The organism is Halobaculum sp. MBLA0143 (assembly GCF_041361465.1).
In the GTDB taxonomy this organism is placed as follows: Archaea; Halobacteriota; Halobacteria; order Halobacteriales; family Haloferacaceae; genus JAHENP01.
In genome coordinates, this window is the sequence record NZ_JBGKAC010000002.1 from 333,395 (window position 1) to 356,223 (window position 22,829).

Genomic DNA, 22,829 nt, shown 5'->3' on the forward strand with positions numbered 1-22,829 from the left:
GGCGACCGGCGGGCTACTCCCCGTCGAGCCCCGCCACGACGGCGTAGAAGCCGAACGTGGCGACGAGTGTCCCGGCCAACTGTGTCCCGGCGGTCGGGAGGAACCCGACCTCGTACAGCAACGGTGCGAGCATGAACCACCCGCCGAAGATCGTGGTCAACACGGCCGGCGGCAACGACACCACGCCGTCGGCCCGCAACAGTTGGACGCTCCGCGCCCCGAACACGACACCCAGCAGCCCGCTGGTCGTGATGCTCCCCGTGAACGCCCTGCTGGCACCGGTGACGAGCGGCGTGACGCCCGCGGCGAGACAGCTCGCGGCGGCGATCACCGTCGCGGCGATCAGAAACCGCGAGGCAGATGTCTGTGACACGACCCATCTCACGCCCGGCTGTCACTTCTGTCTGGGGATAGCGGTCGCGCTCGTGGTCGGCCTCGGGCGGGGATGACGTGTGCGTCGTCAGGACGGGCGGCACTACTGCTCACTACTTTCGTGGCCACCGAGCTTAGGTGAATGGGAACACTGCACTTGATCGCATGCCAACGTTTCCGTTTAGCCGTCGGCTGAAAACCCGGACGGAAGACGGTGAGACAATCCCAGCACGGAACCCCTGGCACTACATCGAACGGCACTTCGAGCCGCTCGAAGGGGTTGACCCGCCGCTGTGGATCGTCGTGTTCGCCGACAACGCCGACTTCGGTCAAGAGCCGCCAGAAGACCAGCCTCGGCGAGCCTTTCGCATCGAAGACGGAGAGCTGATCGCTCGAACTGACGGGACAGAGCCGACGAACGACGAGTACTTTGTATTCAAGCGTGGCACTCCCCACAGCACACTGAAGTTCGTCGTTGAGCACTCCGGCATGAGCAACGACATTCTGTTTGGCGACGAGATACTCATCAACAACACGGACGACTTGGAGGCAGGTGAGACGTTCGAACTCCCCGGCGTCGAGCAGAATCTCGAAGCAATCGGGACGACACCCCCGGGAAGCCCCGACGAGACGCCCGCGACTGTCACTCGCACTGACACTGCCGTGACCCCCCCAGCCGATGGCACCGGTCCGGCGACGACAGTGGCGCCGACCGAGCCACAGACACCAGTCGCTCCCTCGAGGTACGACCTCCGAGAGGGGGAGACGGAACCCGTCGTCTTCGACGGAGAGACGTACAAAATCGTGAGTCAGATCCCGGGTGTCTCGGCCGACCGGTTCGCGGTCACTACGGAGTCGTTCGACCTAGTTCCGCCAACCCTTGCTCGGGATGTGTTGACACTTCACACTTGGAAAGACTCGACGTGGACGGTCGACTGGGAGGCCGCCGAAGAACGGACCAGAAGACTCCGACGGGACGCCGAGCGGCTGAAGTTGATGGGTCGGGCTGTCGATGTCGGATGGGATCTGACGGAGATTCTCGTGTTCTTCGTGGCGGGGGTGCCGACAGCGGCTATCGGTCCGATCGTCGATCTCGGTACAGACGCCATCGAGTGGACGGTGTCGGATGTGGAACGTCCGTACCGCGAAGTGTTCCAGAAGCTCGTCACCTGCGCCGACAACGGGCGTTCCGTCGATCGGCTCGCGGGTGAGATCCGGCGACGCGACGAGATGGGCGACGCGCTCGGTCGGCGCGTCGGCGCCACAGTCGGGCTCGCCAGCGAGGTCAGCGACCTCGCACAACTCGGGCAGGCGTGGGACGAGATGTACACCGCCTTGGACGACACTGGAGCGTACACCTCGTCGGTGAACACGGCTCTCGGGGCAACCAAGGGTCTGTTCATTGGCTACGCGGTCAGTAGCACTGTCGGACTGATCGAAGACGTGGTGAAGACCAAGACGACGCTCCACGCGATCACGTACGACTACGCGACCGTTCGACTCCCGATCGTCCGGACGCTCCAAGCACTCGACGACCGCCTCGCCGACGGAGTCGGGACAATCGGCGACGTGCTCGCGTACGACACGTACCTCCGAACGAACTACCAGATGAACGCACTCCTGTTCGAGACTGCGAGTCGATACTGGCAGGCGATCAGCGACAGTCCAACCGGTGGTGTCTGGGACGTGCTCGCAGACGCCCAATCGAACGCCAACAGATACGCCCAGACTGCCGACACGATGCGACAGATGCTCCGATACGAGGATCTGACATACGGTCACAGTTGGATCGACACGGACCAGAAGACGCGCCAATCGGTGAACACGGCCGTATTCGGGGGTGTCGAGTCGTGAACCGAAGACGGCTGCTCGCCGTGCTTGGAATCGGTGCTGCCGGCGGTGCGGGCGCTCTCGAGTACACTGGAGCTGTAGATGTCGACGGTCGCTTGGAGGCCGCTGCCACGGACTTGGCGGACGGATCGCTTCCCGTGGTCAACGACGACTCCAGCGCCACGTACGAGTCGACGACCGCCGCACTCATCGACGAGATTCCGGCGGCAACGGTTCCCGCTCCGCAGACGTTCGAATTCGCCTACGAGCCGACGACGTTCGAGGAGATCGACAGTGACTACTTCGGCCGTGTCGTCGCGGAGCCGAGCGAGTCCCCGTCGGGCGACACGCTCGTGATCACGCCCGCTGCGGACCAGGCGGCGGGAGAGCTCGCGGAACTGCTCCGGGACGTCTGGGGGGTCGGATCGGAGACGACGACGGAGACGACCGTCGAGGGGCAGACTATCGAACTCGCCGGAGGGCGACGCGGTGACTCCGTCGCGCTCGTCGGGACGGTCTCGGCGCCGCCGCGTGTCGTGGCCGTGCGGGCCGGTAGCGTCGCGGACGTGACCACCGTCGCCGACAGTGACAGTCTCTGAGTGGCGCCTCGTTGGATACGGCCGGAGTTCGACGGTGCCATCGGCACAGTCGTCGCCGTCACACTCACCGCGTTCTTCGCCGCCTCATTCGGGAGCTACGACGCCGAGGAGCTACGAGGAGAGGATGCGACGACGAGCTACCCTCCAGCCACGCTCACGCCTCCATCTCGTCGACCGACTCCACGATACGCTCCGGGTCGTCGGCGGGGGCGTCGTCCGGGACCACCAACACCTGTCGTGGGCGACCGATGTCGGCGGCACGCTTGCGGGTGGTGACGAAGCCGGCGCGCTCCAGCAGCTGTTTCCGGCGTGTGACGGTCGCCTGCGAGGCGAAGCCCGCGTCCTCTACCGTGTTGCGGATTCGATACAGCTCACACTCGTGGCGGGCGCCCCCGAGGACGAACGCGGTGCTGGCCTCCGACAGCGAGACGGCGTCGAGTGACTCCATGACGGTGAGGAAGGCGTCCACGTCGGCGGCCACCTCGTCGCCCAGCTCTGTGGCGACGGTGTTCAGCACCGTCGACCGCGGTGGGACCCGGAACAACGCCGACCTGGCGTCGGCGAACGCTTCGCGGTACTGTGTCCGTAGCGACGACGCCAGCGACGACGCCGCCGGGAGCCCGGCAGCCTGGTCTGCCGTCCGGGCGATCGCCACCACGTCGTCGGGCGTGACGACGGCCGTAGCCCGCAGACCCGGGGGTAGCAGTCGGACCGGGTCGTCGTCGGACGCCAACAGCTCCGCCACCTTCGTGGCGACGGGCGCCTGTCCCCGGAGATCTTTGGCGCTCTGTTCTGTCGTGAACAACTCCACCGGCGGCGGGTCGTCCAGGTCGTCTGCGACCTGTGCCAACGGCCTGACGAGACTCCCCGTCGGCGTGGCCGCCAACACCGGACCGTCCGTGCCACCGAACACCTCGTGCAACACCTCGGCCGCGCTCTGTCCGAGTACATTCCGATTCATATAGGAGCAATCATCTGGGGAGCTACAAGAATCCGTCGCCAGCGATCGACAGATAAGGGGCGGTCGGCGCGACGAGGCCGTTCCCGGGCCGGGCGCCGCCGTCAGCCGTCGCTCGCAGCACAGACGAGCGGTCCGGCTGCGTCGACGAGCGCGTCGCGGTCGAGCGTCCCCGAGAGACTGTACCGGGTGTCGTCACAGCGCCAGACCAGCGACGTCTGGTTGCCGAACGTCCGGACGGTCGCGGTCGTCCCGTCGATCTCGACCGTCTCGCCGTCGAGTCGAGACTCCGTCGCCTCGGTGACGGACAGTCGGATCGAGCCGTCGTCACCGTCGGTGTAGACGGTCGACGCCGTGGCGTTTCCGTTCGTCACGACGAGCCTGGCCGTGTCGAGTCGGTAGTCGTCCGGCAGTGCCGGCTCCGACAGCTCGAACGGCGCCGCCTCCTCGAGCGCGGCCACGGAGTCGAACTCCTCCGTCGTGAACGTGGTGCGTCGCTCCAACGTCGCGTCGGCCGGCGGGTCGAACTCGAAGGCGTCGGCCGCGACCTCCGCGTCGAAGCTGACGTTCCGGTGGGTCATCGAGATAGTGGTCGTGACAGTCTCGTTGTCGAGCTCGTAGACGGTCGTCGTCTCGTACGCGAGCGGGTACCAGTGCTCTTGGTCGACCTTCAGCGTCGTGTTGCTCGTGCCGTACTCCGTCTCTCGCGTGAGTTCGACGACGTAGACGCTCCGCCCGGCGACGGTGTCGGTCCCGGCGAACGAGACGTCACCCTTCGAGAGCGTCCGGTTGATCGTCTCGGCCGTCACCACCTGTCCACCGTTGGGGGTGTCCGACTCCACCACACTGTAGGCGTTCTCGCTGGCGTCGTAGCTCACGAACTCCCCCTCGTTCCGGACTATCAGGTCACCCGCTCCGGCGTACCCGCCGTCCGTCTCGACGACGCGAGACCGGGACTGGTTCGGCGGCCGTTTCACGTACTCCCTGACGGTGGTGTTGGCGTTGCCGTCACTCTCGACGGTCGTCACGCGCACACCGCGGACGACGTCGATGTCCCCCTGGCGCTCCTGTACCTGTTGTGCGATTCGCTCCGGGTCGGGGTCGCCGCCGCCGACGGCTGCACAGCCCGCCGTCACGACGAGCAGCGTCACCGCCAGCGTGGCGACCACGAGTCTCGATTGTCCCATCGTCTCCTCTGTCTATTGTACTGATACAAAGGCAGTCCAAACGGTTCTCAATCTCAGAAACACCCCACGGACTCCTCCGGCCTCACTCCAGTTGGTGGTAGTCGAGCTCGTGGTCGGCGTCGACGGCCGCCTGGACGGTGTCGCTGGGTTCGCCGACGGACGCAGTCGACCGGACGAGTCCGACGTCGGCGGCGCGGTAGTGGACGTGTCGCCGCCAGTCGGGGTCCGTGTCCCGGTGGTCCGTGCGGTAGTGAGCCCCCCGCGACTCCGTGCGTTCGAGCGCCCCCCGGAGCACGGTCTCGGCGGCGGTGACGGCGAACCCGACGTCGAGCGCGAGTTCGAACGACTCGCTGCCGAGCGGGCCAACCCCCAGGTCCTCGCTGGCCGTCCGGATCTCCCCCAGTCGGTCCAGCCCCGTGCGGAGACTGTCGCCGGTCCGGAGGATGCCGGCGTGGTCCCACATCAGCGTCTGGAGGTCCGCGAGCACCCCTCCGGGGGTGTGGCTGCCGTCGCTGTCGGCCAGCGCGGCGAGACCGGCGACGTGTGGCTCCACGACGGACGCCACGAGTCGCGAGGGTACGGTGCCCGGCGCCGGGTCGCGGGCGGCGATTCGCTCGCCGGCGACGGCGCCGAACACGAGGGTCTCCGCCAGACTGTTGCCGCCGAGTCGGTTGGCGCCGTGGACGCCCGCCATCGTCTCGCCGACGGCGAACAGTCCCGACACGTCCGTCTCCCCGTAGTCGTCGACGACGACGCCACCCATCCCGTAGTGGGCCGTCGGCGCCACCTCCACCGGCTCTTCGGAGAGGCCGACGCCCAGGTCTTGGAAGCGTTCGTACATCCGGGGGAGCCGTTCCCGGACGAAGTCGGCGTCCCGGTGGGAGATGTCGAGGTAGACACCGTCGTTCTCCGTGCCGCGGCCCTCGCGCACCTCCTGTGCGATGGCGCGAGCGACCACGTCGCGGGCGTCCAACTCCATCTGGTCGGGAGAGTACCGCTCCATGAACCGCTCGCCCTCGGCGTTGTACAGTCGACCACCCTCGCCGCGGACGGCCTCCGTGACGAGCCGGCCGCGCCAGGGCTCCCACTCCGGGTCGGACTCGTCGACGGCCATCCCGGTCGGGTGGAACTGGACGAACTCCGTGTCCGTGACGGCCGCGCCGGCGTCCAGCGCCAGCGCCGGGCCGTCGCCGGTGTTCTCGTCGTCGCGGGAGGTGTGACGGTCGTAGATCGCCGCGTAGCCACCTGCCGCGAGCACGACCTCCGAGGCACCGATCAGGTGGACGCTCCCGTCGTCCAGGTCGACTGCGACGGCACCGTAGACTCTGTCGCCGTCGGCGACGAGCTTCGTCACCGTCAGATTCTCGCGGTAGGGGACCTCCAACTCACGGGCACGGGCGACGAGCGTGTCGAGCAACGACTCCCCGGTGTGGTCGCCGGCGAAGGCGGTCCGGCGGAACGACTGTGCGCCGAAGTAGCGTTGGTCGATCTCGCCGTCGTCCGTCCGGGAGAACGCCATCCCCCAGTCGTCCAGCTCGCGGAGGTGACCCGGCATCTCCCAGGCCACCGTCTCCACCTTCGCGGGGTCGTTGAGGAAGTGTCCCTCCTTCAGCGTGTCCGCGGCGTGGATGGCCGGGCTGTCCTCCGGGTCGCGGGTGCCGAGCGCGCCGTTGACGCCACCACGCGCCCACGTCGTGTGAGCGTCGCCGTGACCACGCTTCCCGAGAACGAGCAGATCCGACGTGTCCACCCCCCGCCGGACCGACTCGATGGCCGCTCTCGCGCCCGCCGCGCCCGCCCCGATCACGAGCACGCCGACCGACTCCGTCTGGTACGACACCGCGTCACCGGGCTCCCTCTGTCTCTTCACGTTACGTCTACGTGCCGAACGAATATAAATGGGGTCGCGTGTGTGAGTGTGCCCGAGTCGGCGCCTCACTCACACACCGACAGTCGGTCGTACGCCGGCGGCGAACCGAGGGCGGTCGGGCGTCGAGGAACCGTTCGACGGTGAGCTGGGGACGGTCAGGCGTCGAGGAACCGTTCGACGGTGAGCTGGGGACGGTCAGGCGTCGAGGAACCGTTCGACGACGGCCGCGACGGCCCGACGGAGTCGGTAGGAGACGGTCGAGCGCGGCTCGCCCGTCTCTTCGGCGAGTTCGCCGACCGTCACCTCGCGGGGAGTCTCGAAGTATCCGTGGTCGGCCGCCAGCGCCAGCGTCTCGTACTGTTCCGTCGGGAGCTGTTCCGTCCCGAGTAGCCCCGGCTGGAACGACTCCACCTCGCAGAACCGTTCGAACGAGAACGTACGGTCGTCGGCCAGGCGACCAGTGAGGGTGTCGTACAGCAGCCCCACCTTCTGGTCGTCTTGGAGGAACACGCGCCACTCTGCCGTCGCGCCACGCTGGCTGTGTCGGAGGAACAGCCCGCCGGAGGTGTAGCGGTTCGCCAGCGACGGCACCGTGTCGCAGTGCTCGACGCCGTCGAGGTACGAGAACACGATCCGTTGGCGGGCCCGCTCGGTCAACAGACTGTGTGCCCGGTCGGCGTCACAGCGCCGCTCGCCCACCGACTCACGGTCAGTCTCCTCGTCGAGCAACAACGGCTGGAGGCCGCTCAGCGCCGCGGGATCGCCCTCGACGCGCTCCAGTCGCCAGACCCGTGACTCGTCCAACGGGACGTACAGCGCCTCGGCGTGTAGCGACCGCTCTGCCCGGAAGGCGTCGACGTAGTCGTCGGCACCGGAGTCGGACTCGATCTGGAAGACGTACTCGCGCACAGTCACACCACACCGTCACGATGGGTATCGGTTCCGTCGTCGCTCCGCGCTTCCGTCTCCGCTCTTTCGTCGCCGCCGGCGTTCGCCACCCGGGCGGCGACGAGCCGGTCGACGTTGTACAACAGGACGCTTACAGACACGAGCGTGGTGGCGAGATAGACGACGAGTTGTGGTGGGCCGCTCGTCGCGCTACCGAGCGCGGCGCCGGCGAAGCCGACGACCACCAACTCCACCCAGGTGACGATCGCCCGCGAGAGAACGCGGACCATCAGTACCCCTCCGCTCTGGCCGGGCCGGCGAACGCCGAGTACAACACGACGAAGTACGTCGCCACGAGCGGCAACAGGAGCGCCGCGCCCAGGCTCGTCAGGTTCAACGGCAGCGTCGACACGGCGGCCTCGGACACCGTCAGCCCGCTGGCGGGGTCGATAGTGGGGTACAACGACGACGCGACGACGGTGACGAGGCCGACGGTGAGTCCGGCGGCGGCCACGAGCGCGGCGTGGTCGCGGTCACGCCGGAGCGCGACGACGTAGCCCGCCGCAAGCGCCAGCGAAACGACCACCGACCCCGCGACCGTCGGCGAGACGACGGCGTCGGCGCGCCCGGCGGTCGTCGCCAGCGCCACGAGCGTAGCGCCGACGCCGACGAGGTACGCGAGCAGCGCACGCTCACCCCACGGGCGGAGCCGGTCTCGGAGCGCTCCCCTGGTCTTCACCCGGAGGAAGGCGACGCCGGAGACGATCGTCAGCGCGACGACAGTCGGGCCGGCGACGAGTCCGGCTGGCGAGAACGAGCCCGTGCCGGCGACCCAGTCGCCGACGAACACGCCCAACAGCGCCGGCGCGGCGACGCTGCCGGCGACGAACGCGTGCCCCCACCACCGCTGCCAGCGGTCGTCGTGGCGTTGCTCGTACATCTCGGGGGCGAGCCCGCGGGCGATCAGCGCCGCCAACACCCCGAACAGGAGGAGGTAGTGCCGCCCGAACAGGGAGGCGTACGCGGCCGGGAACACGGCGAACAGGGCACCGCCGAACACGACGAGCCACACCTCGTTGCCGTCCCAAAACGGGCCGACGGCCGACAACACCGTCTCGCGGGCCGTCTCGTCGTCGCCGACGAGTCCGAACACGACACCGGCGCCGAAGTCGAACCCGTCCAGGAACAGGAACGTCGCCAGCATGGCGAACACGAGTCCGAACCACAGCTCCGGTAACGGCAGCCCGAACAGGGGACCGTCGGCGAGCCCGTAGAGGTCAGTCATCGCTCGCCACCCCCGCCGGTGGCTCCACCGGACGGTCGTGATCGACGGCCGGGGACGACAACTCCTCCGTGCCGGGCGGGCCAGCCCGGACGATCCGAACGACGACGTAGGTGTAAAGCGACAACAGCCCGGCGTAGACGACGACGAATCCGGCGAGAGTGATCGTCGCCTCTGTCGGCGTCAGTCCCGGCGTGACGCCCTCGGTGGTCTTCATCACGCCCTGGATCACCCACGGCTGGCGTCCCACCTCCGTGACGACCCAGCCGAGTTCCACTGCGACGACTCCCAACACGGTGGAGGCCATCAGACTGGCGTGTAACAGCCCGTCTTCGTACAGTCCGCCCGTCAGCCAACGGTAGCCACCCCAGAAGGCGAGCAGGACGAACCAGAAGCCGAGCCCGACCATCGCGCGAAACGCCCAGAAGACGACCGCCACGGGCGGTGCCTCCGTCTCGAACTCGTCGAGCCCGGTGATCTCGGCCGTCGGATCACCCCCGGACGCGAGCCAGGAGGCACCGCCCGGGATGCCGAGTCCGAACAACTCCTTGGCGCGGGGGTCCGTCACGTCCGAGAGGTCCGTCGGGACGGCGACGAGGTACTCCGGAACGTACGACTCCGTCTCCCAGACGGCCTCCATCGCGGCGAACTTCTGCGGCTGTGTCTCGCCGACGTGGCGGGCGTACATGTCGCCGTGCAACACCTGGAGCGGGGCGGTGAGCAGGAGCGCGACGAGCGCGACTTTCAGCGTCGTCTGCCAGAATGCGACGTTCTGGACGGGGTTCCCCCAGACGTGGTGACGGTAGACGTAGTAGGCGGCGACTCCGGCCATCAGCAGCGCGACGGACTCTACCGCCGCGTTCTGCATGTGGACGTACATGTAGCCGAATCGGGGATTGAAATAGGCGGCGATGGGGTCGACGAGGTGGACGACCTCGTGGCCGTTCTCGGTCGCCAGTTCGTACCCCCGCGGGGTCTGCATCCAGGAGTTGGCGATCAGGATCCACACCGCAGACAGCCAGGTGCCGACGCCGACCGCGAGCGAGGAGACGACGTACAGCCGGTCGGACACCCGGTCGCGTCCGAACACGAACACGCCCAGGAACGTCGCCTCCAGCATGAACGCCATCATCCCTTCCATCGCCAGCGGTCCGCCGAACAGTTCGCCGGCGGTCCGGGAGAACGCGGCGAAGTTGGTGCCGAACTCGAACTCCAGGACGATTCCGGTGACGGTGCCGACGACGAAGGAGACGGCGAAGATTCTGGTCCAGAAGCGACGCAACTGCTCGTAGATCGGCTCGCCGGTCCGGATCTCTCGGACGGTGAAGTAGATCAAGAACGGTGCGAGTCCCATGCTCACGACGGGGAAGACGATGTGGACGATAGTCGTGAGCGCGAACTGCAGCCGACTGCCGAGCACTGGGTCGATCATAGTGGCGTGTGGTGGATCGGGGGCGATGGGTCGGAAGTGGTCGAACGGCCAGTTCGTCGACGGACGACTTCAGACGGCGTTCGCGGCACGCGACCCTGCTTGTTCGGTTGGCGTACGCCAACGCTCGTCGACGGATCGTAGTGTTTCGAAAATTGCACAAGTCTTTTGGAGCCAACAGTGTAGTTTCGGGTATGTCGGAACCAGTCGCAGATCAGCTCCGGACGGAGATGGAGTGTGAGGGGTTACTGGAGTGTCTGTACGGGCTAACGGAGCTGGACCGAGAGGTGTTCGGCGCGCTCGTCGAGTCCGAGACGGCGCTGACGGTCGATCAGGTGGCGGAGACGGTCGACCGCGAACGCTCGACGGCGTACCGCTCCGTCCGTCGCCTCGTCGACACCGGGCTCGTCGAGCGCGAACAGATCAACTACGACGACGGCGGCTACTACCACGTGTTCTCCCCCGTCGACGGGGAGGAGGCGGCCGGCGAGTTCCAACGCCTGCTCAACGAGTGGTACGCCCAGATGGGCGGGCTGATCGCGGAGTTCCGAGAGAAGTACGACGGTGCCGCCGCCGAGCGATCGGAGTGACGACTCTCTCTTCTGTCTCTCTCGCCCGTCCGGGCGCGACGAGAGTCGAGCGGCCCGGACACCGCCGTCGTCAGGCACCGACGGTGTCCCAGTTCCGCACGAGCGCGACGCCGAAGACAGCGAGGATCCCGCCGACGGCGACCTGACGGGCGACCGTCCCGAAGTCGCCAGCCGCGGCTGCGACGGCGCCACGGACCGCCATCACCCCCGTCACTGCGACGACGAGAGCGAGCACTGCGTGTCTGGTTTCCACGGTCGAACTCGTCGTGTGACCCACCTCAGTCGTCGGTTGGCGCGTGCCGAGTGGCTTCCAGCCGAGTGGGAACCCCGACCGGCTCTTTTGACCTCCCGCCGTTCAGTAGTATTGTGAAAAATTCAAAATGCACACTAGACAGGTGGGACGTTGGGGTGGACGGGCGGTGATCCGACGGCTGCTCACGGGGCTGAAGAACCGGCTCGTGTACGTCGTCGTCGGGTCGTTGGCCTCGGGGCTGGCGGCCGGGCAGTTGCTGGCCGACCCCCGGGCGTTGCGAGCGGCGGTCGTACCGATCCTGTTCGTGATGGTGTATCCGATGCTCGTCAACGTCTCTCTGCGGGAGGTGTTGGCCGTGCGGGAGCACGCCGCCCCCGTCGGCGGAAGTCTGTCGATGAACTTCCTGTTCACGCCGGTCCTGGCGGTCGGACTGGCGCGGCTGTTCTTCGACGGCTCGCCGGGCTACGCCGTCGGACTGTACTTCGTCGCGCTCGTGCCGACCTCCGGGATGACGGCGGCGTGGACGGGGTTGGCCGACGGAGACCTGGAGGCGGCGGTGGTGGCGACGGCCGTCAATCTCCTCGTCGCCGTCGCGGTGTTGCCAGTGTATCTCTCTGTGCTCGTTCCCGGGAGCGTCACGTTCCAGCCGGATCGGTTGTACGCCCAACTCGCGCGGGTGATCGTCGCCCCGATGGTCGTGGCCGTCGTGACCCGGTGGGTGTTGCTGCGGCGGCTCGGCCAAGAGGGGTTCGAGCGGGTGAAACCCCTGTTCGGCGGGGTGAGCACGCTCGGCGTCGCGGCCATCGTGCTCGTCGCCACGGCGATGCGTTCGACGGCAATCCTGGCCGACCCAATCGCGTCCGCGAGTGTGGTCGTCCCGCTCGTCGCCTTCTACGCCGTCGTGTTCGCCGTCGGCAGCGGACTCGGTCGACTGCTAGGTCCCGCCCGTGGGACGGCGCTCGTCTACGCGACGAGCATGCGGAACCTCTCGGTCGCGCTAGCGGTGATCGTCGCTGCCGACGGGCTCCCGGCGACGGCCGTGTTGCCGGTCGCGCTGAGCTACCTCCTCCAGCCGCCGCTGGGCGCCATCTCCGTGCGTTTCCGCCGCGCGGCAGTCCACGACGGAGTCACCCTCCGGGAGGCCGTCGCTCGACTCGTCTGACCGTGTCCGACACCGACCCCGACGCGACGACCTCGACTGTCGGCCGCTCGCGGGGGGCGAGCCACGACGCTCGGGCGACCGTCGCCGGCGCCCTCCTGGCCGCACCGCTCCTGTTGCTGTTGGCGCCGCTGGCCCCGGTGGTCGCCGTCGTTTACGTCGTCTGGAGTCGACTCCAGTGACCCACGCAAGTGTGAATGTTGGACAATTTTATCAGAATCGAAGACGGAGGTTCTGGCATGCGACGAACGAGTGAGCCGACGACACGGGAGGTGACGGCGTGACGCCGTTGGAGTGGCGGGCGGACGTGCCGGCGTTGGCCGAGACGACGTGCTTCAACCACGGTGCTCACGGCCCGAGCCCGCGGTACGTCGTCGAGGCGGCCACGGCCGGGCTGCGTGGCCACGAGCTCTCCTCGCCGGCGACGGACGGTCCGTACGAGTGGGCGTTCGCGGAGTTCGAACGGACGCGCGAGCGGCTGGCGTCGTTTCTCGACGTGTCGACGGCGCGGTAGCGCTGACGGAGTCGACGAGCACCGGGATCGCGGCCGTCGCGGACGCGGTCGACTGGGCGCCCGGCGACGTGGTCGTCCGGACGGATCTCGAACACCCCGCCGGGACGCTCCCGTGGGCGCGACTCGAACGCGAGGGTGTCGAGGTGCGGGTCGTCGAGACGACGGACGGCCGGGTCGACCGCGAGGCGTTCGCCGAGGCCGTCGCCGACGCGCGGCTCGTCTGTCTCAGTGCGGTCACCTGGACACACGGGACGCGGCTCCCGGTCGCCGACCTGACCGAGATTGCACACGACGCCGGCGCGTTCGTCCTGGTCGACGCCGTCCAGGTGCCGGGTCAGCGACCCCTCTGCCCGGCGGCGTGGGGTGCCGACGCCGTCGCCGCCGCCGGCCACAAGTGGCTGTTGGGCGTCTGGGGCGGCGGCCTCCTCTACGTCGATCCGGAGGCCGCGGCGGAGCTGTCCCCGCGGCGCGTCGGCTACCGTGGCGTCACGACCCCGTCGGCCGAGAACCCGACGCTCGAACCCGGTGCCCGGCGGTTCGAGGTGGGGTCGGCCAACCCCGCGCCACACCGCGCGCTCCGGGAGGCCGTCGACGCCGTGAGCGAGGTGGGGGTCAACCGGATCCGCGACCAGATCGACGAACTCACTCGGCAGTTCGTCGCCGAGACTCCGGACGACCGACTACTGAGCCCGACTCCTCCGGAGTCCGGACTCGTCTCCGTGCGCGTGCCCGACCCGGAGCAGACGGTCGACCGACTCGCCGACGACGAGATCGTCGTGCGGTCGCTGCCCGGGCGTGACGCCGTCCGGGCGTCGATCCACGCCGTCAACACCGTCGGCGAGGTGGAGCGGCTCGCCGAGGCGCTCCAGACGGCGTGGTAGGAGCCGAGCCGTACTGTTCTCGCAGAAGCGTCGCCTGTGACTACCGGAACGGCGTCAGTCGGCGGGTTGGCTGCTCCCGCTCGCGTCCGCCTCCGCCCGGAGTTCGCGGATCGACTCGACGGCGACGGCACCACTGACGAGCACTGCAGCACCGACGATGACGACGAGTGCGGCGCCGTCCAGCACGGGTGCGTCGATCACGCCGCCGACCTGTCGGATCGCCACCGCGACGGCGCCCAAGAGGAGCATCACACCGAAGTACACCTGAATCTCTTCTTCGTCGACGAGGTCGGTCGCCGCCGCGCCGAGCCGCGCCCCGAGTGCGGAGCCGGACAGCAACGGGACGACGATGGTGAGGTCGACCGCGCCGTCCAGCGCGTACAGGAAGCTGCCGAGCCCGCCGGAGAACACGATCTCGAACAGGTCTGTCCCGACCGCGACCGGGACGGGAACGCCGACGAGGTAGAACAACGCCGGCATCCGAATGAACCCGCCGCCGACGCCGAGGAACCCGGAGAGCAGTCCGGTGGCGAACGCGACTGCGAGGACGAGCCACAGCGACACGGTGATGCCGCCGCGTAGCTCCAGCATCGGCGGGAGACGGTAGGAGCCGATCTTCTGGGCGATCGGCGGTGGCTCGTGACCGTCCGTGTCCCCGTCTGCGGCCGTCTCCTCGTCCGGGCCGAAGCCGGCGTTCCCGTCGCCGAGCGCGCGGTAGGTGACGAACGCGCCGATGGTACCCAGTAAGAGCACGTACGACACGTTGACGACGACGTTCGCCAGCCCGATCCGTTGGAGCCAGTGGAGCCCGATCTTTCCCACCTCGATTCCTGCGGTCGTGCCGACGATCATCGAGACGCCCAGCTTGTAGTCGACCTGTCCCAGATCGCGGTGTTTCAGCGTCGCAATCACCGACGTTCCGAACACGAACGCCAGCCCGGAGGCGACCGCCACGTCCGTCTCGTACCCCATCACGAGCAGTGCGGGCGTGACGAGGAACGACCCACCCATCCCGAAGAAGCCGAATAACAGCCCGACGAGGACGCCGAACCCCGCGAACGTCCCCAGCAGACCCAACGCGACGCCGAACAACTCCATCAGGAACCACCCAGTGCCTGCACGAGCCGCGGGCCGAACCGCTGCTCTAGAGCGCCGTACCCCACGTACAGCACCAACGCCTCGACGAGCACGACCCCGATCACGGCCGCCGCGTCGGCCGTCGACGCGAGCTCAGTTCCGACCATCCGACACCTCCGTGCGCGCCGCAACAGACTTGTTCGTTTGCTGCACGACTGTCAGTCGCCGGCGACGGGTCTTAACAGTGTTGAAATAATCATACAATACTATATTCGCGTAGGCCACGAATAGTTGTGTGTAGGTTACGAGTCGGATTCGACTCCGCAGAGCCGGTGACGTGACGGGGTCGAGAGTCGGTTCGTGCGCGCCGTTCGCTCCGTCTTCTCTACCCGGCGCGTGACAGACGTGACAGTCGGGATGTGTTGGCGACTGTACGGTGGCCTAGTGGTACTCTAATATTGTTAGTAAGATACCACACTGCCCGACGACGAAGCGTGTTCGTCGGTCGCCAACCGGTCCGTTAGGACGACCGCGGACGGTACGCCGACCGTGAACGCTCTCACTCGACGCTCGCTGGACGGGCGTGACTGTCGATACTGCCTCGGAGCCCTCCTGTCGCTGGCCGTCGCGGCAGGCGCGGTCGCGTACGGGCTCTCGAACCAGGACGTGGTGACGGCGCTGGGCGGGCTGTTGTTTCTTCCCCCGACCGTCGTGTTCGCGGGGCTCGGCCTCCGTGGCCCGAACGTCCGCGACCGAGACTGACGGCCGTCAGTCCGCGTCTTCTGCCCGATCGTCACCCTCCGTCTCGCCGCCGTCCGCGACGATCGTCTGCTGCCGCGACGCGAACCAGGCCCACTCGGCGGTGTTCAAGTCGTCGGCCGCCAGGTTCCACGGGTCGTCGCTCTCGACGCGAGCTCCCTCGCGCCACGAGACGACGACGTTGTACAGCCAGACGAGCTGGCCGACCGTCAGGACCAGTGCGCCGAAGGTGGCGGCTTGGTGGAGCGTCGTGAACTGCGGGAGGTAGGTGGCGTACCGTCGCGGCATGCCGCCGTAGCCCAGCAGCACCATTGCGAAGAACGTCACGTTCACCCCGACCATCGTCAGCCAGAAGTGGAGCTTCCCCAGCGTCTCCTGGTACCACCGGCCGGCGTACAACGGGAACCAGTAGTAGATCCCCGCGAAGACGGCGAAGACAGTGCCGCCCATCAGGAAGTAGTGGAAGTGGCCGACGACGTAGTAGGTGTCGTGGAGCACGAGGTCCACCGGGATTGAGGCGAGGAACACGCCCGTCACGCCGCCGATGACGACGTTCGAGACGAAGCCGATACAGAACAGCATCGGTGTCGTCAACCTGAGTCGCCCGTTCCACAGCGTCGTGATCCAGTTGAACGTCTTCACCGCCGTCGGCACCGCGATCGCCAGAGAGACGGCCATGAAACTCGCCCGCAGTCGCGGGTCGATCCCCGTCGAGAACATGTGGTGTGCCCACACGCCGAACGACAGGACGCCGATTGCGAGCGTGGAGTAGACGACGAACTTGAAGCCGAACAGCTTCCGACCGGCGAAGCGCGGCAGGACGTAGCTGACGATCCCCATCGCCGGCAGAATCAGGATGTACACCTCCGGGTGGCCCCAGAACCAGAACAGGTGTTGCCAGATGATCGGGTCGCCGCCGCCCAGGAAGAACTGTGTGCCGAAGTTCCGGTCCAAGAGGAGCATCAGGATCGCACTTCCCAGCAGCGGGAACGCGAACAGGATCAGCCCGGACTGGGTGAGGATCGTCCACGAGAAGATGTCTAAGTTCGCCCACGTCACCTCACGGCCCCGTTCTGTGACGATGGTGGCGATGAAGTTGATCGCGCCCATCGTCACGGAGATGCCCGAGAGGTGGAGCCCCAACAGCATCAGATCCACACCGACGTTCCCCTGGGTACCGACGCCGCCGCCGGCCGACAACGGCGTGTACATCGTCCAGGCGGTCTGGGCCGGGACGACACCCTCCAACGGGAGGAACCCGGCGATCACGAGCAACGCCGACGGCGGCAACAGCCAGAACGCGATGGCGTTGATCCGCGGGAACGCCATGTCGTCGGCCCCGATCAACAACGGCACGAGGTAGTTGGAGAACGCCGCCAGAATGGGTGTCCCAAACAGAATCAGCATGGCAATTCCGTGGCTCGTCAACAAGGAGTTGTAGAACGTCGCCGAGATCAGCGTCATCTCCGGGTCGATCAGCTCGGCGCGCATCACCATCGCCGCGCCCCCGGCCCACCCGAAGATCACGACGGAGTAGACGCCGTAGAGGATCCCGATGTCCCGGTGGTCGACGGTGGTGAGCCACCGGAGCAGTCCCGACGGCTTGTCTGCCGTGGTCGTGTCCGTCTCTTCGCTGCCGCCGACGGCCGTCCCGCTCGTGGTGACCGTCCGCCAGTTCTCGATCCGGGCGAGATAGGCGACTACCGCCGCCAGGAGCCCGGCCGAGAGGAGTCCGAACAGCACCTGTGTCTCCATGGGTATCCTCACCGCGTGAGAATGCTTGTCCACCCGGTTGGCACACGCCAACTCGGCCGCCGACCGCGGGGCGCGACCGCCGGAGAGGGCAGGGCTCAAGTCCGCCCGCCCCCACCCGAACGGTGATGGGACGAGGCGACGGCGACGACGGCGACTCCGGGGCAGACGACGGTGACGGCACAGACGCCGTCGGGCTCGTCTCGGACCTGTCGGTGAACGTGATCCCGATTCTGATCTTGGCCGTGTTCGTGTCGTTGTTCTGGGTGTGGTCGCCGCTGGGCGGGGAGGGTGGCGACCCGTTGCTGTTGTTCCACGCCGCGCTGATCGTCGGGGTCGTGGCCGTCAGCGCCGTCGCGGGGTGGGTGATCCGCAAACAAGACCAGCCGCTCCAGGGCACTGCCGGACGGCGCGAGGAGTGAGCTACGCGGTGTCGTCGAGTCGCGTCGAACACCACGGACAGAACTCCACGTCCGGGTCCAGTTCTCGCCCACAGTCCGGACAGTCCGGCGTCGTGTCGCCCGCGGTGTCGGTGCCGCCGGTCGCCCGCGCGAGTCGGTAGGCGTCCACCGTACTCACGGCGGACACGCCCAGCAACGGGAGCACCTCCGTCCCGGCTGCCCCCGGGTCCAGCCCCTGCGGCAGCGTGAGGAACCCCACCGCGACCGCGACGGTCAGCCAGCCGAGCGCGCGCCGGAGTCGCCAGAGGTAGACGTGCCCCAGCCCCGTCACTGTCGCCGCCAACACTGCCGCGAGCCAGGCCCGCTTTCCTCGCGTCTCGCTCACTGCCGTAACTGAACGTCCGTTCAGCAAAGAGGGTTGTGGTCGGACGCAGCCTACAGGAACCACAGGAGCGTCAGTTCGAACTCGCGTTCGCCGATCACGACCCCGAGCAACTCCGGCGCGAGCTCGCGGACGCACACCGGACGCTGGAACGAGTTCGAGCCACGACCGAACTGAGCCACGACAGCGTCGTTGAGACCGCACGCGAGCGTGAACGGTCGGCCGACGGCTCGGCAGGCGCCGACACCGACGATCTCGCGTTGCGAACGCGTGCAGACTGGCGCCGCGAGTTCGAGTCGGAGATCGCGGCCGAGCACCGGCCGACCCGGTGGCGGCGGCTGTCGGACGCACTCCTGAAGCTGGGGACGGCGCTTCTGGTCGTCGTGAGCCTCGTGGCGGTCGTCGTGCCGGAGTTCACGAACGGGCCCGGCTCCGTCGTCGGGATCGTCGGCGCGGGGCTGTTGGCCGGTGGGCTCGTGATCGTCGGCCTCCATTCGGTGAAGTACGACCTGCTCCCGGCGGCCCGTGCGCTCCGTGACAGCCCGAGAGACGCGGTGCGGCGCGTCTGGGAGCGAGTGTGAGTCGTCCACCGGGCAGCCGTCGGGGCCGTTCTCTCACGCCGTCTCGGTGTCCACCTCGACTGCTTCGTCGGCGACGTCTTTGAGCGCGGCGCCGTAGATCGTGAGCCAGACGAACACGAGGAGCGTCGCCGCGAGGAGGCACGCAGAGGGGACCCTCGCGGCCTCCATCGGCTGCAGCCACCGCTGGAGGATCAGCGAGTTGACGAACGCGATGGTGCCACCCGCGACGCCGTTCCACCGGTTCGGCGACGACCGGATCGACACCGCAAACGCCGGGACACCGAACTGACGGCGAAGCTGGTGGATAGCGACGACGACCCCGACGGCAGGTGGGAGTGTCGCTAGCGCGAAGTAGTGGCCGCCACCCGTCACTGCCGGGACGGCGACGACGATGGCGACGGACAGGAGTCCGACGATCACCGTCGGAAGACGACGTTCGAACACGGCTGTCACGAGTGGTGACGTGCGTATGAATGTCCGGGGCTCACTCCACTCCCCGAGACACGTCGGGGGAGCGGCAACCGAGACCGGATGGCCGGTCAGGCGGCCGCGTCGTGATTGACGCCGGGCTCTCGGTCGTCGTCCGCGGCGACCCGAGACAGCCGCAGCGCGTTCCCGGTGACGGCGGTCGTCATCCCGGCGTCGCCGGCCAACACCGCCAGCCAGATCGGGACGTAGCCGAACGGCACCGCGAGCGCGAGTCCGGCCTTCACCGCGAGACTCGCCCAGACGTTCTGCCGGATCACGCTCACGGTCGCGTCCGCGAGCTCGTGCAGGTACGGCAGCCGGGCGAGGTCGTCGCCCATCAGCGCCACGTCGGCAGTCTCCAAGGCGGTGTCCGTCCCGGCGGCACCCATCGCCACCCCGACGGTGGCGGCCGCGAGCGCCGGGGCGTCGTTGATCCCGTCGCCGACCATCGCCACGCCGCCGTCGGCCGCCAGTTCGTCGACGGCCGCCACCTTCTCTTCGGGCAACAGCTCCGCCCGTACCTCGTCGACGCCGACCCGCTCCGCGACGGCCCGTGCCGTCCGCTCGTTGTCGCCGGTGAGCATCACCGTCCGCGAGACGCCGAGCTCGCGGAGCCGTTCGATCGTCCGTGCCGCGGCCGGCCGCACGTCGTCCGCGACGGCGATCACACCCTCCAGCTCCTCGTCCGTGCCGACGAGCACGACCGTCTTCCCCTCGGACTGGAGCTCCGGGACGGTGTCGTCCAAGAGGTCGAGACACTCGTTCTGGTCACACAGCCGTCTGGCGGTCGTCGTGGTCTCGCCGCCGTCCGTCGTCGCGTGGACGTGCGAGAGGTCGAACCCCAGATCCTCGAACAGTCCGGGCTTGCCGGCGTAGTGGGTCTGCCCGCCCAGATCCGCCCGGACACCCTCGCCGGTCAGGCTCTGGAAGTCGTCCACCTCGCGGCCGTCGGCGGCGTCCGCGTCCCCCGCGGCGGCGACGATGGCCTCGCCGACCGGGTGTTCGCTGCGGGTCTCCAGCCCGCGGGCACACCGGAGCACGTCCGTCTCCGTGTTGCCGTGTAACGGGACCACGTCCGTCACGGTCAGCTCGCCCTCGGTGAGTGTACCGGTCTTGTCGAACGCGACCGTCTCCACCTCGCCGACGGCCTCCAAGTGGCGGCCACCCTTCACGAGTACGCCGTTCTTCGCGGCGCTCGTCAGCCCGGAGACGACGGACACCGGCGTCGAGATGACGAACGCGCACGGACACGCCAACACGAGCAGCGTCAGCCCGTAGACGACCGCCTCCGACCACGCGGCCCCGAGAGCGAACGGGGTCACGAGCGTCGTCAGTGCCGCGAACCCGACGACAGCGGGGGTGTAGTAGCCGGCGAACCGCTCGACGAACTGCTCGCGGTCCGTCTGTTCGGCCTGGGCGTCCTCCACGAGATCGATCACCCGCGCGAGGGTGTTGTCCTCGGCTGCCGTCGTCGCCGCCACCTCCAGGTACCCCTCTTCGTTCACGCTGCCGGCGTACACGTCGTCGTCGACGGTCACGTCCACCGGGACGCTCTCGCCCGTGATCGGCGACTGATCGACGGCGCTGTCGCCCGCGACGACCCGGCCGTCGACGGGGACGCGCTCGCCCGGCCTGACGACCACCCGGTCGCCGACTGCGACCTCCGCGACCGGCACCGTCTCCTCCCCGTCGTCGTCGTCCCGCTTCACCGTCGCGGTGTCGGGTGACAGCTCCATCAGCTCGCGGAGCGACCCGCGGGCGCGGTCGACGGAGTGTCGCTCCAACAGCTCCGCGAGCCCGAACAGCGTGGCGAGCGTCGCGGCCTCGAAGTACAGCGACTCGCCGAACGCCAGGCTGGCCGCCAGTGCGCCGAAGATCGCCACGGACATCAGGAGGTCGATGTCGAGACTCCGCTGTCGGGCGGAGTAGTAGCCGTTCCGGACGATCGGCCGCCCGGCGACCGCGACCGCGAGCAGGAACGCCAGGTCCGCGACCCGGACCACGCCCCCGCCCACCTCTCCGACGACGGGGTCGGGCACCGCCCCGAGGAACTCGGCGAGCAGCCCGCCGCCGACGACGACGGCCGCCACGGCCGTGGCGACCGCTCGACGACTCCGCCACACCCCGCTGCCGGACTCGGCGACGGCGTGGCCGTCGTGACTGCCTCCCTCGGCGTGATCGTGCCCCTCGTGCTCGCCGTGGTCGTGACCGTCGTGGTCGTGACCGTCACTGGCCGCCGCGTCCGTCACTTCGTAGCCCGCCGCCGCGACCGCGTCGACGAGCGCCGGACGCGCCACTGTCGCGTCGTGATCGACCCGGACCGTCCCGGTCGTCGGCCGGGTGTCGACGGCCTCTACCCCCGCCACGTCACCGAGCGCAGTCTCCACCTTCCCGGCGCACGACGGGCAGTCCATCCCCGGAACCGACAGCTCTGCCGCTCCGAGTGACGGGTCGTCGGGGTCACCCGACCCGTCGGAGACGGACGCCTCGCCGTCGGGCGGCTCGTCGCTGCTATCGCTCATACACACCTCTCGGTGGGCCGGTCTTATCAAATCTACTGCTACAGAGCCCGGCTTTGGTGGCTCTCCTTCACAATATATTGCTCCTGAGTTGTTAACTCGGCAGCTACCGTCGGTGCGTCTCGCCACGCGGCGCGTTCTCGACCCGCTCCGAACGCCGTCGCTCCCCCACTGTCTCTAAGCTGTTAGACTCGGCGTGGTCCGGGAGTGTGGACTCTGGGACACACGCGGGGACGGTCACTCTGGACAGTCGCCCACTGGCTCCAGGGGGGTGTGGCCCGTCTGTCCGTGTGTGAACAGTCGAACGCGCGACTCCACGACCGCATCGCACGGCCGAACGACAGTCAGCCCCGCTGGAAAGTCCTCGTCGCTGTTCGGGACACTCCTGGCGGCCGTCGCCGGGCACCTCCTGTTGGCGGCACTCGTCGCTCCCGTCGTCACGGCGGTGACGGCCGGCGCCGCCGTCCTCACCGTCGCCACCGTCGGCTTCGTCGCGGCCGGGCTCCGCGACCGTGTCGACCTCGGGACGCTGCGACGGCGCGCCAGCCGCGAGGCGGACGACCCTCGCCGCTCGCCTCGCGACGGCGCGCCGTGTCGCGGCGCCGACTGCTGACGACTGACGGCGGTTCGTTCTCCCGTTCTCTCTGCTCACAGTAGTTCACTGGTTTCCCCGTGGCAGTACGTGTAAATTGTCTCGGGGTCGAGCCCCGAGGCTTTCGCGTGGACTCCCGTTGTAACCGTCGACAACGGTAGGCGAACGTTCGCCGTTCGCGTTCGGTGTCCCGCGATTCGACCCCACATCCACGGGTGCGCCTCCGTCGCCTTCATTTTGCCTGCGACGGAGATACTGCGAACCGACGTCCTTGGAAGCGTTGTAGTCGGCGTGGTCCTCGTACCCGCACTTCTGACAACAGAACGCTCCACCAGACCGACCGTCGCTGTGGGTGAATCCACACGTCGAACACCGCTCGGACGTGTTCCGAGGGTCAACCTGTACGACCCTCACGCCGTACTCCTCCTGTGCCGAGATCGTCGCCCGACTCCAGCCCAGCCCGTGTGTGGTTCTCGACGACCGTCC

Annotated in this window: 24 protein-coding genes and 2 pseudogenes; 10 read left to right on the forward strand and 16 right to left on the reverse strand. The window is 68.2% G+C overall.

What is annotated here, in order from left to right; translation table 11 throughout:
* Nucleotides 1–13 precede the first annotated feature (13 nt).
* Nucleotides 14–373: a hypothetical protein gene (locus RYH79_RS16905; RefSeq protein ID WP_370901511.1), complete on the reverse strand. Its 360-nt coding sequence runs from the start codon at nucleotides 371–373 to the stop codon at nucleotides 14–16.
* A gap of 164 nt (nucleotides 374–537) precedes the next feature.
* Between RYH79_RS16905 and RYH79_RS16910 the strand changes: the two genes are divergently transcribed.
* Complete coding sequence (locus tag RYH79_RS16910) at nucleotides 538–2,226, forward strand: hypothetical protein (RefSeq protein WP_370901513.1); 1,689 nt, start codon at nucleotides 538–540, stop codon at nucleotides 2,224–2,226.
* A complete protein-coding gene (locus RYH79_RS16915; RefSeq protein WP_370901515.1) occupies nucleotides 2,223–2,801 on the forward strand; it encodes a hypothetical protein in 579 nt (192 codons plus the stop codon). Before RYH79_RS16910 ends, RYH79_RS16915 begins: the two co-directional genes overlap by 4 nt.
* 154 nt (nucleotides 2,802–2,955) lie before the next feature.
* Here RYH79_RS16915 and RYH79_RS16920 read toward each other — a convergent pair whose 3' ends face one another.
* From RYH79_RS16920 to RYH79_RS16950, 7 genes are all read right to left on the reverse strand, one after another.
* A complete protein-coding gene (locus RYH79_RS16920) occupies nucleotides 2,956–3,762 on the reverse strand; it encodes a transcriptional regulator TbsP domain-containing protein (RefSeq protein WP_370901517.1) in 807 nt (268 codons plus the stop codon).
* 101 nt (nucleotides 3,763–3,863) lie between these two features.
* Entirely contained in the window at nucleotides 3,864–4,946 is a 1,083-nt protein-coding gene (locus RYH79_RS16925; protein ID WP_370901519.1) for a DUF4367 domain-containing protein, read from the reverse strand.
* Between the two features lie 82 nt (nucleotides 4,947–5,028).
* A complete protein-coding gene (locus RYH79_RS16930) occupies nucleotides 5,029–6,816 on the reverse strand; it encodes an L-aspartate oxidase (protein ID WP_370901521.1) in 1,788 nt (595 codons plus the stop codon).
* A 195-nt stretch (nucleotides 6,817–7,011) separates the two neighbouring features.
* Nucleotides 7,012–7,725: a helix-turn-helix domain-containing protein gene (locus RYH79_RS16935; RefSeq protein WP_370901523.1), complete on the reverse strand. Its 714-nt coding sequence runs from the start codon at nucleotides 7,723–7,725 to the stop codon at nucleotides 7,012–7,014.
* A gap of 2 nt (nucleotides 7,726–7,727) precedes the next feature.
* The gene (locus RYH79_RS16940; RefSeq protein WP_370901525.1) at nucleotides 7,728–7,994 is read right to left on the reverse strand and encodes a hypothetical protein; all 267 of its coding nucleotides are present in this window, start codon (nucleotides 7,992–7,994) and stop codon (nucleotides 7,728–7,730) included.
* On the reverse strand, nucleotides 7,994–8,989 hold the full coding sequence (gene cydB / locus RYH79_RS16945; protein ID WP_370901527.1) for a cytochrome d ubiquinol oxidase subunit II: 996 nt from the start codon (nucleotides 8,987–8,989) through the stop codon (nucleotides 7,994–7,996). Before cydB ends, RYH79_RS16940 begins: the two co-directional genes overlap by 1 nt.
* Nucleotides 8,982–10,418 carry a cytochrome ubiquinol oxidase subunit I gene (locus RYH79_RS16950; protein WP_370901529.1) on the reverse strand — a complete coding sequence of 479 codons (1,437 nt, stop codon included), beginning with the start codon at nucleotides 10,416–10,418 and terminating at the stop codon, nucleotides 8,982–8,984. Before RYH79_RS16950 ends, cydB begins: the two co-directional genes overlap by 8 nt.
* 191 nt (nucleotides 10,419–10,609) lie before the next feature.
* On the opposite strand from RYH79_RS16950, the gene RYH79_RS16955 reads away from it, so the two are divergent.
* Nucleotides 10,610–11,005, forward strand: coding sequence for a helix-turn-helix domain-containing protein (locus RYH79_RS16955; RefSeq protein ID WP_370901531.1), 396 nt, complete (start codon nucleotides 10,610–10,612; stop codon nucleotides 11,003–11,005).
* A gap of 70 nt (nucleotides 11,006–11,075) precedes the next feature.
* On the opposite strand, the gene RYH79_RS16960 is transcribed toward RYH79_RS16955, so the two are convergent.
* Complete coding sequence (locus RYH79_RS16960; protein ID WP_370901533.1) at nucleotides 11,076–11,258, reverse strand: DUF8073 family membrane protein; 183 nt, start codon at nucleotides 11,256–11,258, stop codon at nucleotides 11,076–11,078.
* Nucleotides 11,259–11,424: 166 nt separating this feature from the next.
* On the opposite strand from RYH79_RS16960, the gene RYH79_RS16965 reads away from it, so the two are divergent.
* From RYH79_RS16965 to RYH79_RS16975, 3 genes and pseudogenes are all read left to right on the forward strand, one after another.
* Complete coding sequence (locus RYH79_RS16965) at nucleotides 11,425–12,420, forward strand: arsenic resistance protein (protein ID WP_370901802.1); 996 nt, start codon at nucleotides 11,425–11,427, stop codon at nucleotides 12,418–12,420.
* A gap of 2 nt (nucleotides 12,421–12,422) precedes the next feature.
* Nucleotides 12,423–12,599 carry a DUF7535 family protein gene (locus RYH79_RS16970; RefSeq protein WP_370901535.1) on the forward strand — a complete coding sequence of 59 codons (177 nt, stop codon included), beginning with the start codon at nucleotides 12,423–12,425 and terminating at the stop codon, nucleotides 12,597–12,599.
* Nucleotides 12,600–12,697: 98 nt separating this feature from the next.
* Nucleotides 12,698–13,812 (forward strand): annotated as a pseudogene (locus RYH79_RS16975) (aminotransferase class V-fold PLP-dependent enzyme).
* 54 nt (nucleotides 13,813–13,866) lie between these two features.
* Here RYH79_RS16975 and RYH79_RS16980 read toward each other — a convergent pair.
* A complete protein-coding gene (locus tag RYH79_RS16980; protein WP_370901537.1) occupies nucleotides 13,867–14,910 on the reverse strand; it encodes a sulfite exporter TauE/SafE family protein in 1,044 nt (347 codons plus the stop codon).
* Nucleotides 14,910–15,056 (reverse strand): DUF7512 family protein, encoded by a 147-nt coding sequence (locus tag RYH79_RS16985; RefSeq protein WP_370901539.1) that lies wholly within the window; start codon nucleotides 15,054–15,056, stop codon nucleotides 14,910–14,912. The genes RYH79_RS16980 and RYH79_RS16985 overlap by 1 nt, the downstream gene beginning before the upstream one ends.
* A 382-nt stretch (nucleotides 15,057–15,438) precedes the next feature.
* On the opposite strand from RYH79_RS16985, the gene RYH79_RS16990 reads away from it, so the two are divergent.
* A complete protein-coding gene (locus RYH79_RS16990) occupies nucleotides 15,439–15,651 on the forward strand; it encodes a hypothetical protein (protein ID WP_370901541.1) in 213 nt (70 codons plus the stop codon).
* 6 nt (nucleotides 15,652–15,657) lie between these two features.
* Here the strand turns inward: RYH79_RS16990 and RYH79_RS16995 are convergent, their stop codons facing one another.
* Entirely contained in the window at nucleotides 15,658–17,403 is a 1,746-nt protein-coding gene (locus RYH79_RS16995; protein ID WP_370901543.1) for a cbb3-type cytochrome c oxidase subunit I, read from the reverse strand.
* Nucleotides 17,404–17,528: 125 nt separating this feature from the next.
* On the opposite strand from RYH79_RS16995, the gene RYH79_RS17000 reads away from it, so the two are divergent.
* Nucleotides 17,529–17,822, forward strand: coding sequence for a DUF6684 family protein (locus RYH79_RS17000; protein ID WP_370901545.1), 294 nt, complete (start codon nucleotides 17,529–17,531; stop codon nucleotides 17,820–17,822).
* A gap of 1 nt (nucleotide 17,823) precedes the next feature.
* Here RYH79_RS17000 and RYH79_RS17005 read toward each other — a convergent pair whose 3' ends face one another.
* Nucleotides 17,824–18,186 (reverse strand): DUF7575 domain-containing protein, encoded by a 363-nt coding sequence (locus tag RYH79_RS17005; protein ID WP_370901547.1) that lies wholly within the window; start codon nucleotides 18,184–18,186, stop codon nucleotides 17,824–17,826.
* Between the two features lie 35 nt (nucleotides 18,187–18,221).
* On the opposite strand from RYH79_RS17005, the gene RYH79_RS17010 reads away from it, so the two are divergent.
* Complete coding sequence (locus RYH79_RS17010) at nucleotides 18,222–18,764, forward strand: ABC transporter permease (protein ID WP_370901549.1); 543 nt, start codon at nucleotides 18,222–18,224, stop codon at nucleotides 18,762–18,764.
* A 33-nt stretch (nucleotides 18,765–18,797) separates the two neighbouring features.
* Here the strand turns inward: RYH79_RS17010 and RYH79_RS17015 are convergent, their stop codons facing one another.
* Complete coding sequence (locus tag RYH79_RS17015) at nucleotides 18,798–19,208, reverse strand: hypothetical protein (protein WP_370901551.1); 411 nt, start codon at nucleotides 19,206–19,208, stop codon at nucleotides 18,798–18,800.
* A gap of 95 nt (nucleotides 19,209–19,303) precedes the next feature.
* Complete coding sequence (locus RYH79_RS17020; protein ID WP_370901553.1) at nucleotides 19,304–21,754, reverse strand: heavy metal translocating P-type ATPase; 2,451 nt, start codon at nucleotides 21,752–21,754, stop codon at nucleotides 19,304–19,306.
* A 289-nt stretch (nucleotides 21,755–22,043) separates the two neighbouring features.
* On the opposite strand from RYH79_RS17020, the gene RYH79_RS17025 reads away from it, so the two are divergent.
* The gene (locus RYH79_RS17025; RefSeq protein ID WP_370901555.1) at nucleotides 22,044–22,364 is read left to right on the forward strand and encodes a hypothetical protein; all 321 of its coding nucleotides are present in this window, start codon (nucleotides 22,044–22,046) and stop codon (nucleotides 22,362–22,364) included.
* A gap of 45 nt (nucleotides 22,365–22,409) precedes the next feature.
* On the opposite strand, the pseudogene RYH79_RS17030 reads toward RYH79_RS17025, so the two are convergent.
* A pseudogene (locus tag RYH79_RS17030) lies at nucleotides 22,410–22,766 on the reverse strand (zinc ribbon domain-containing protein); the annotation flags it as partial.
* Nucleotides 22,767–22,829 lie beyond the last annotated feature (63 nt).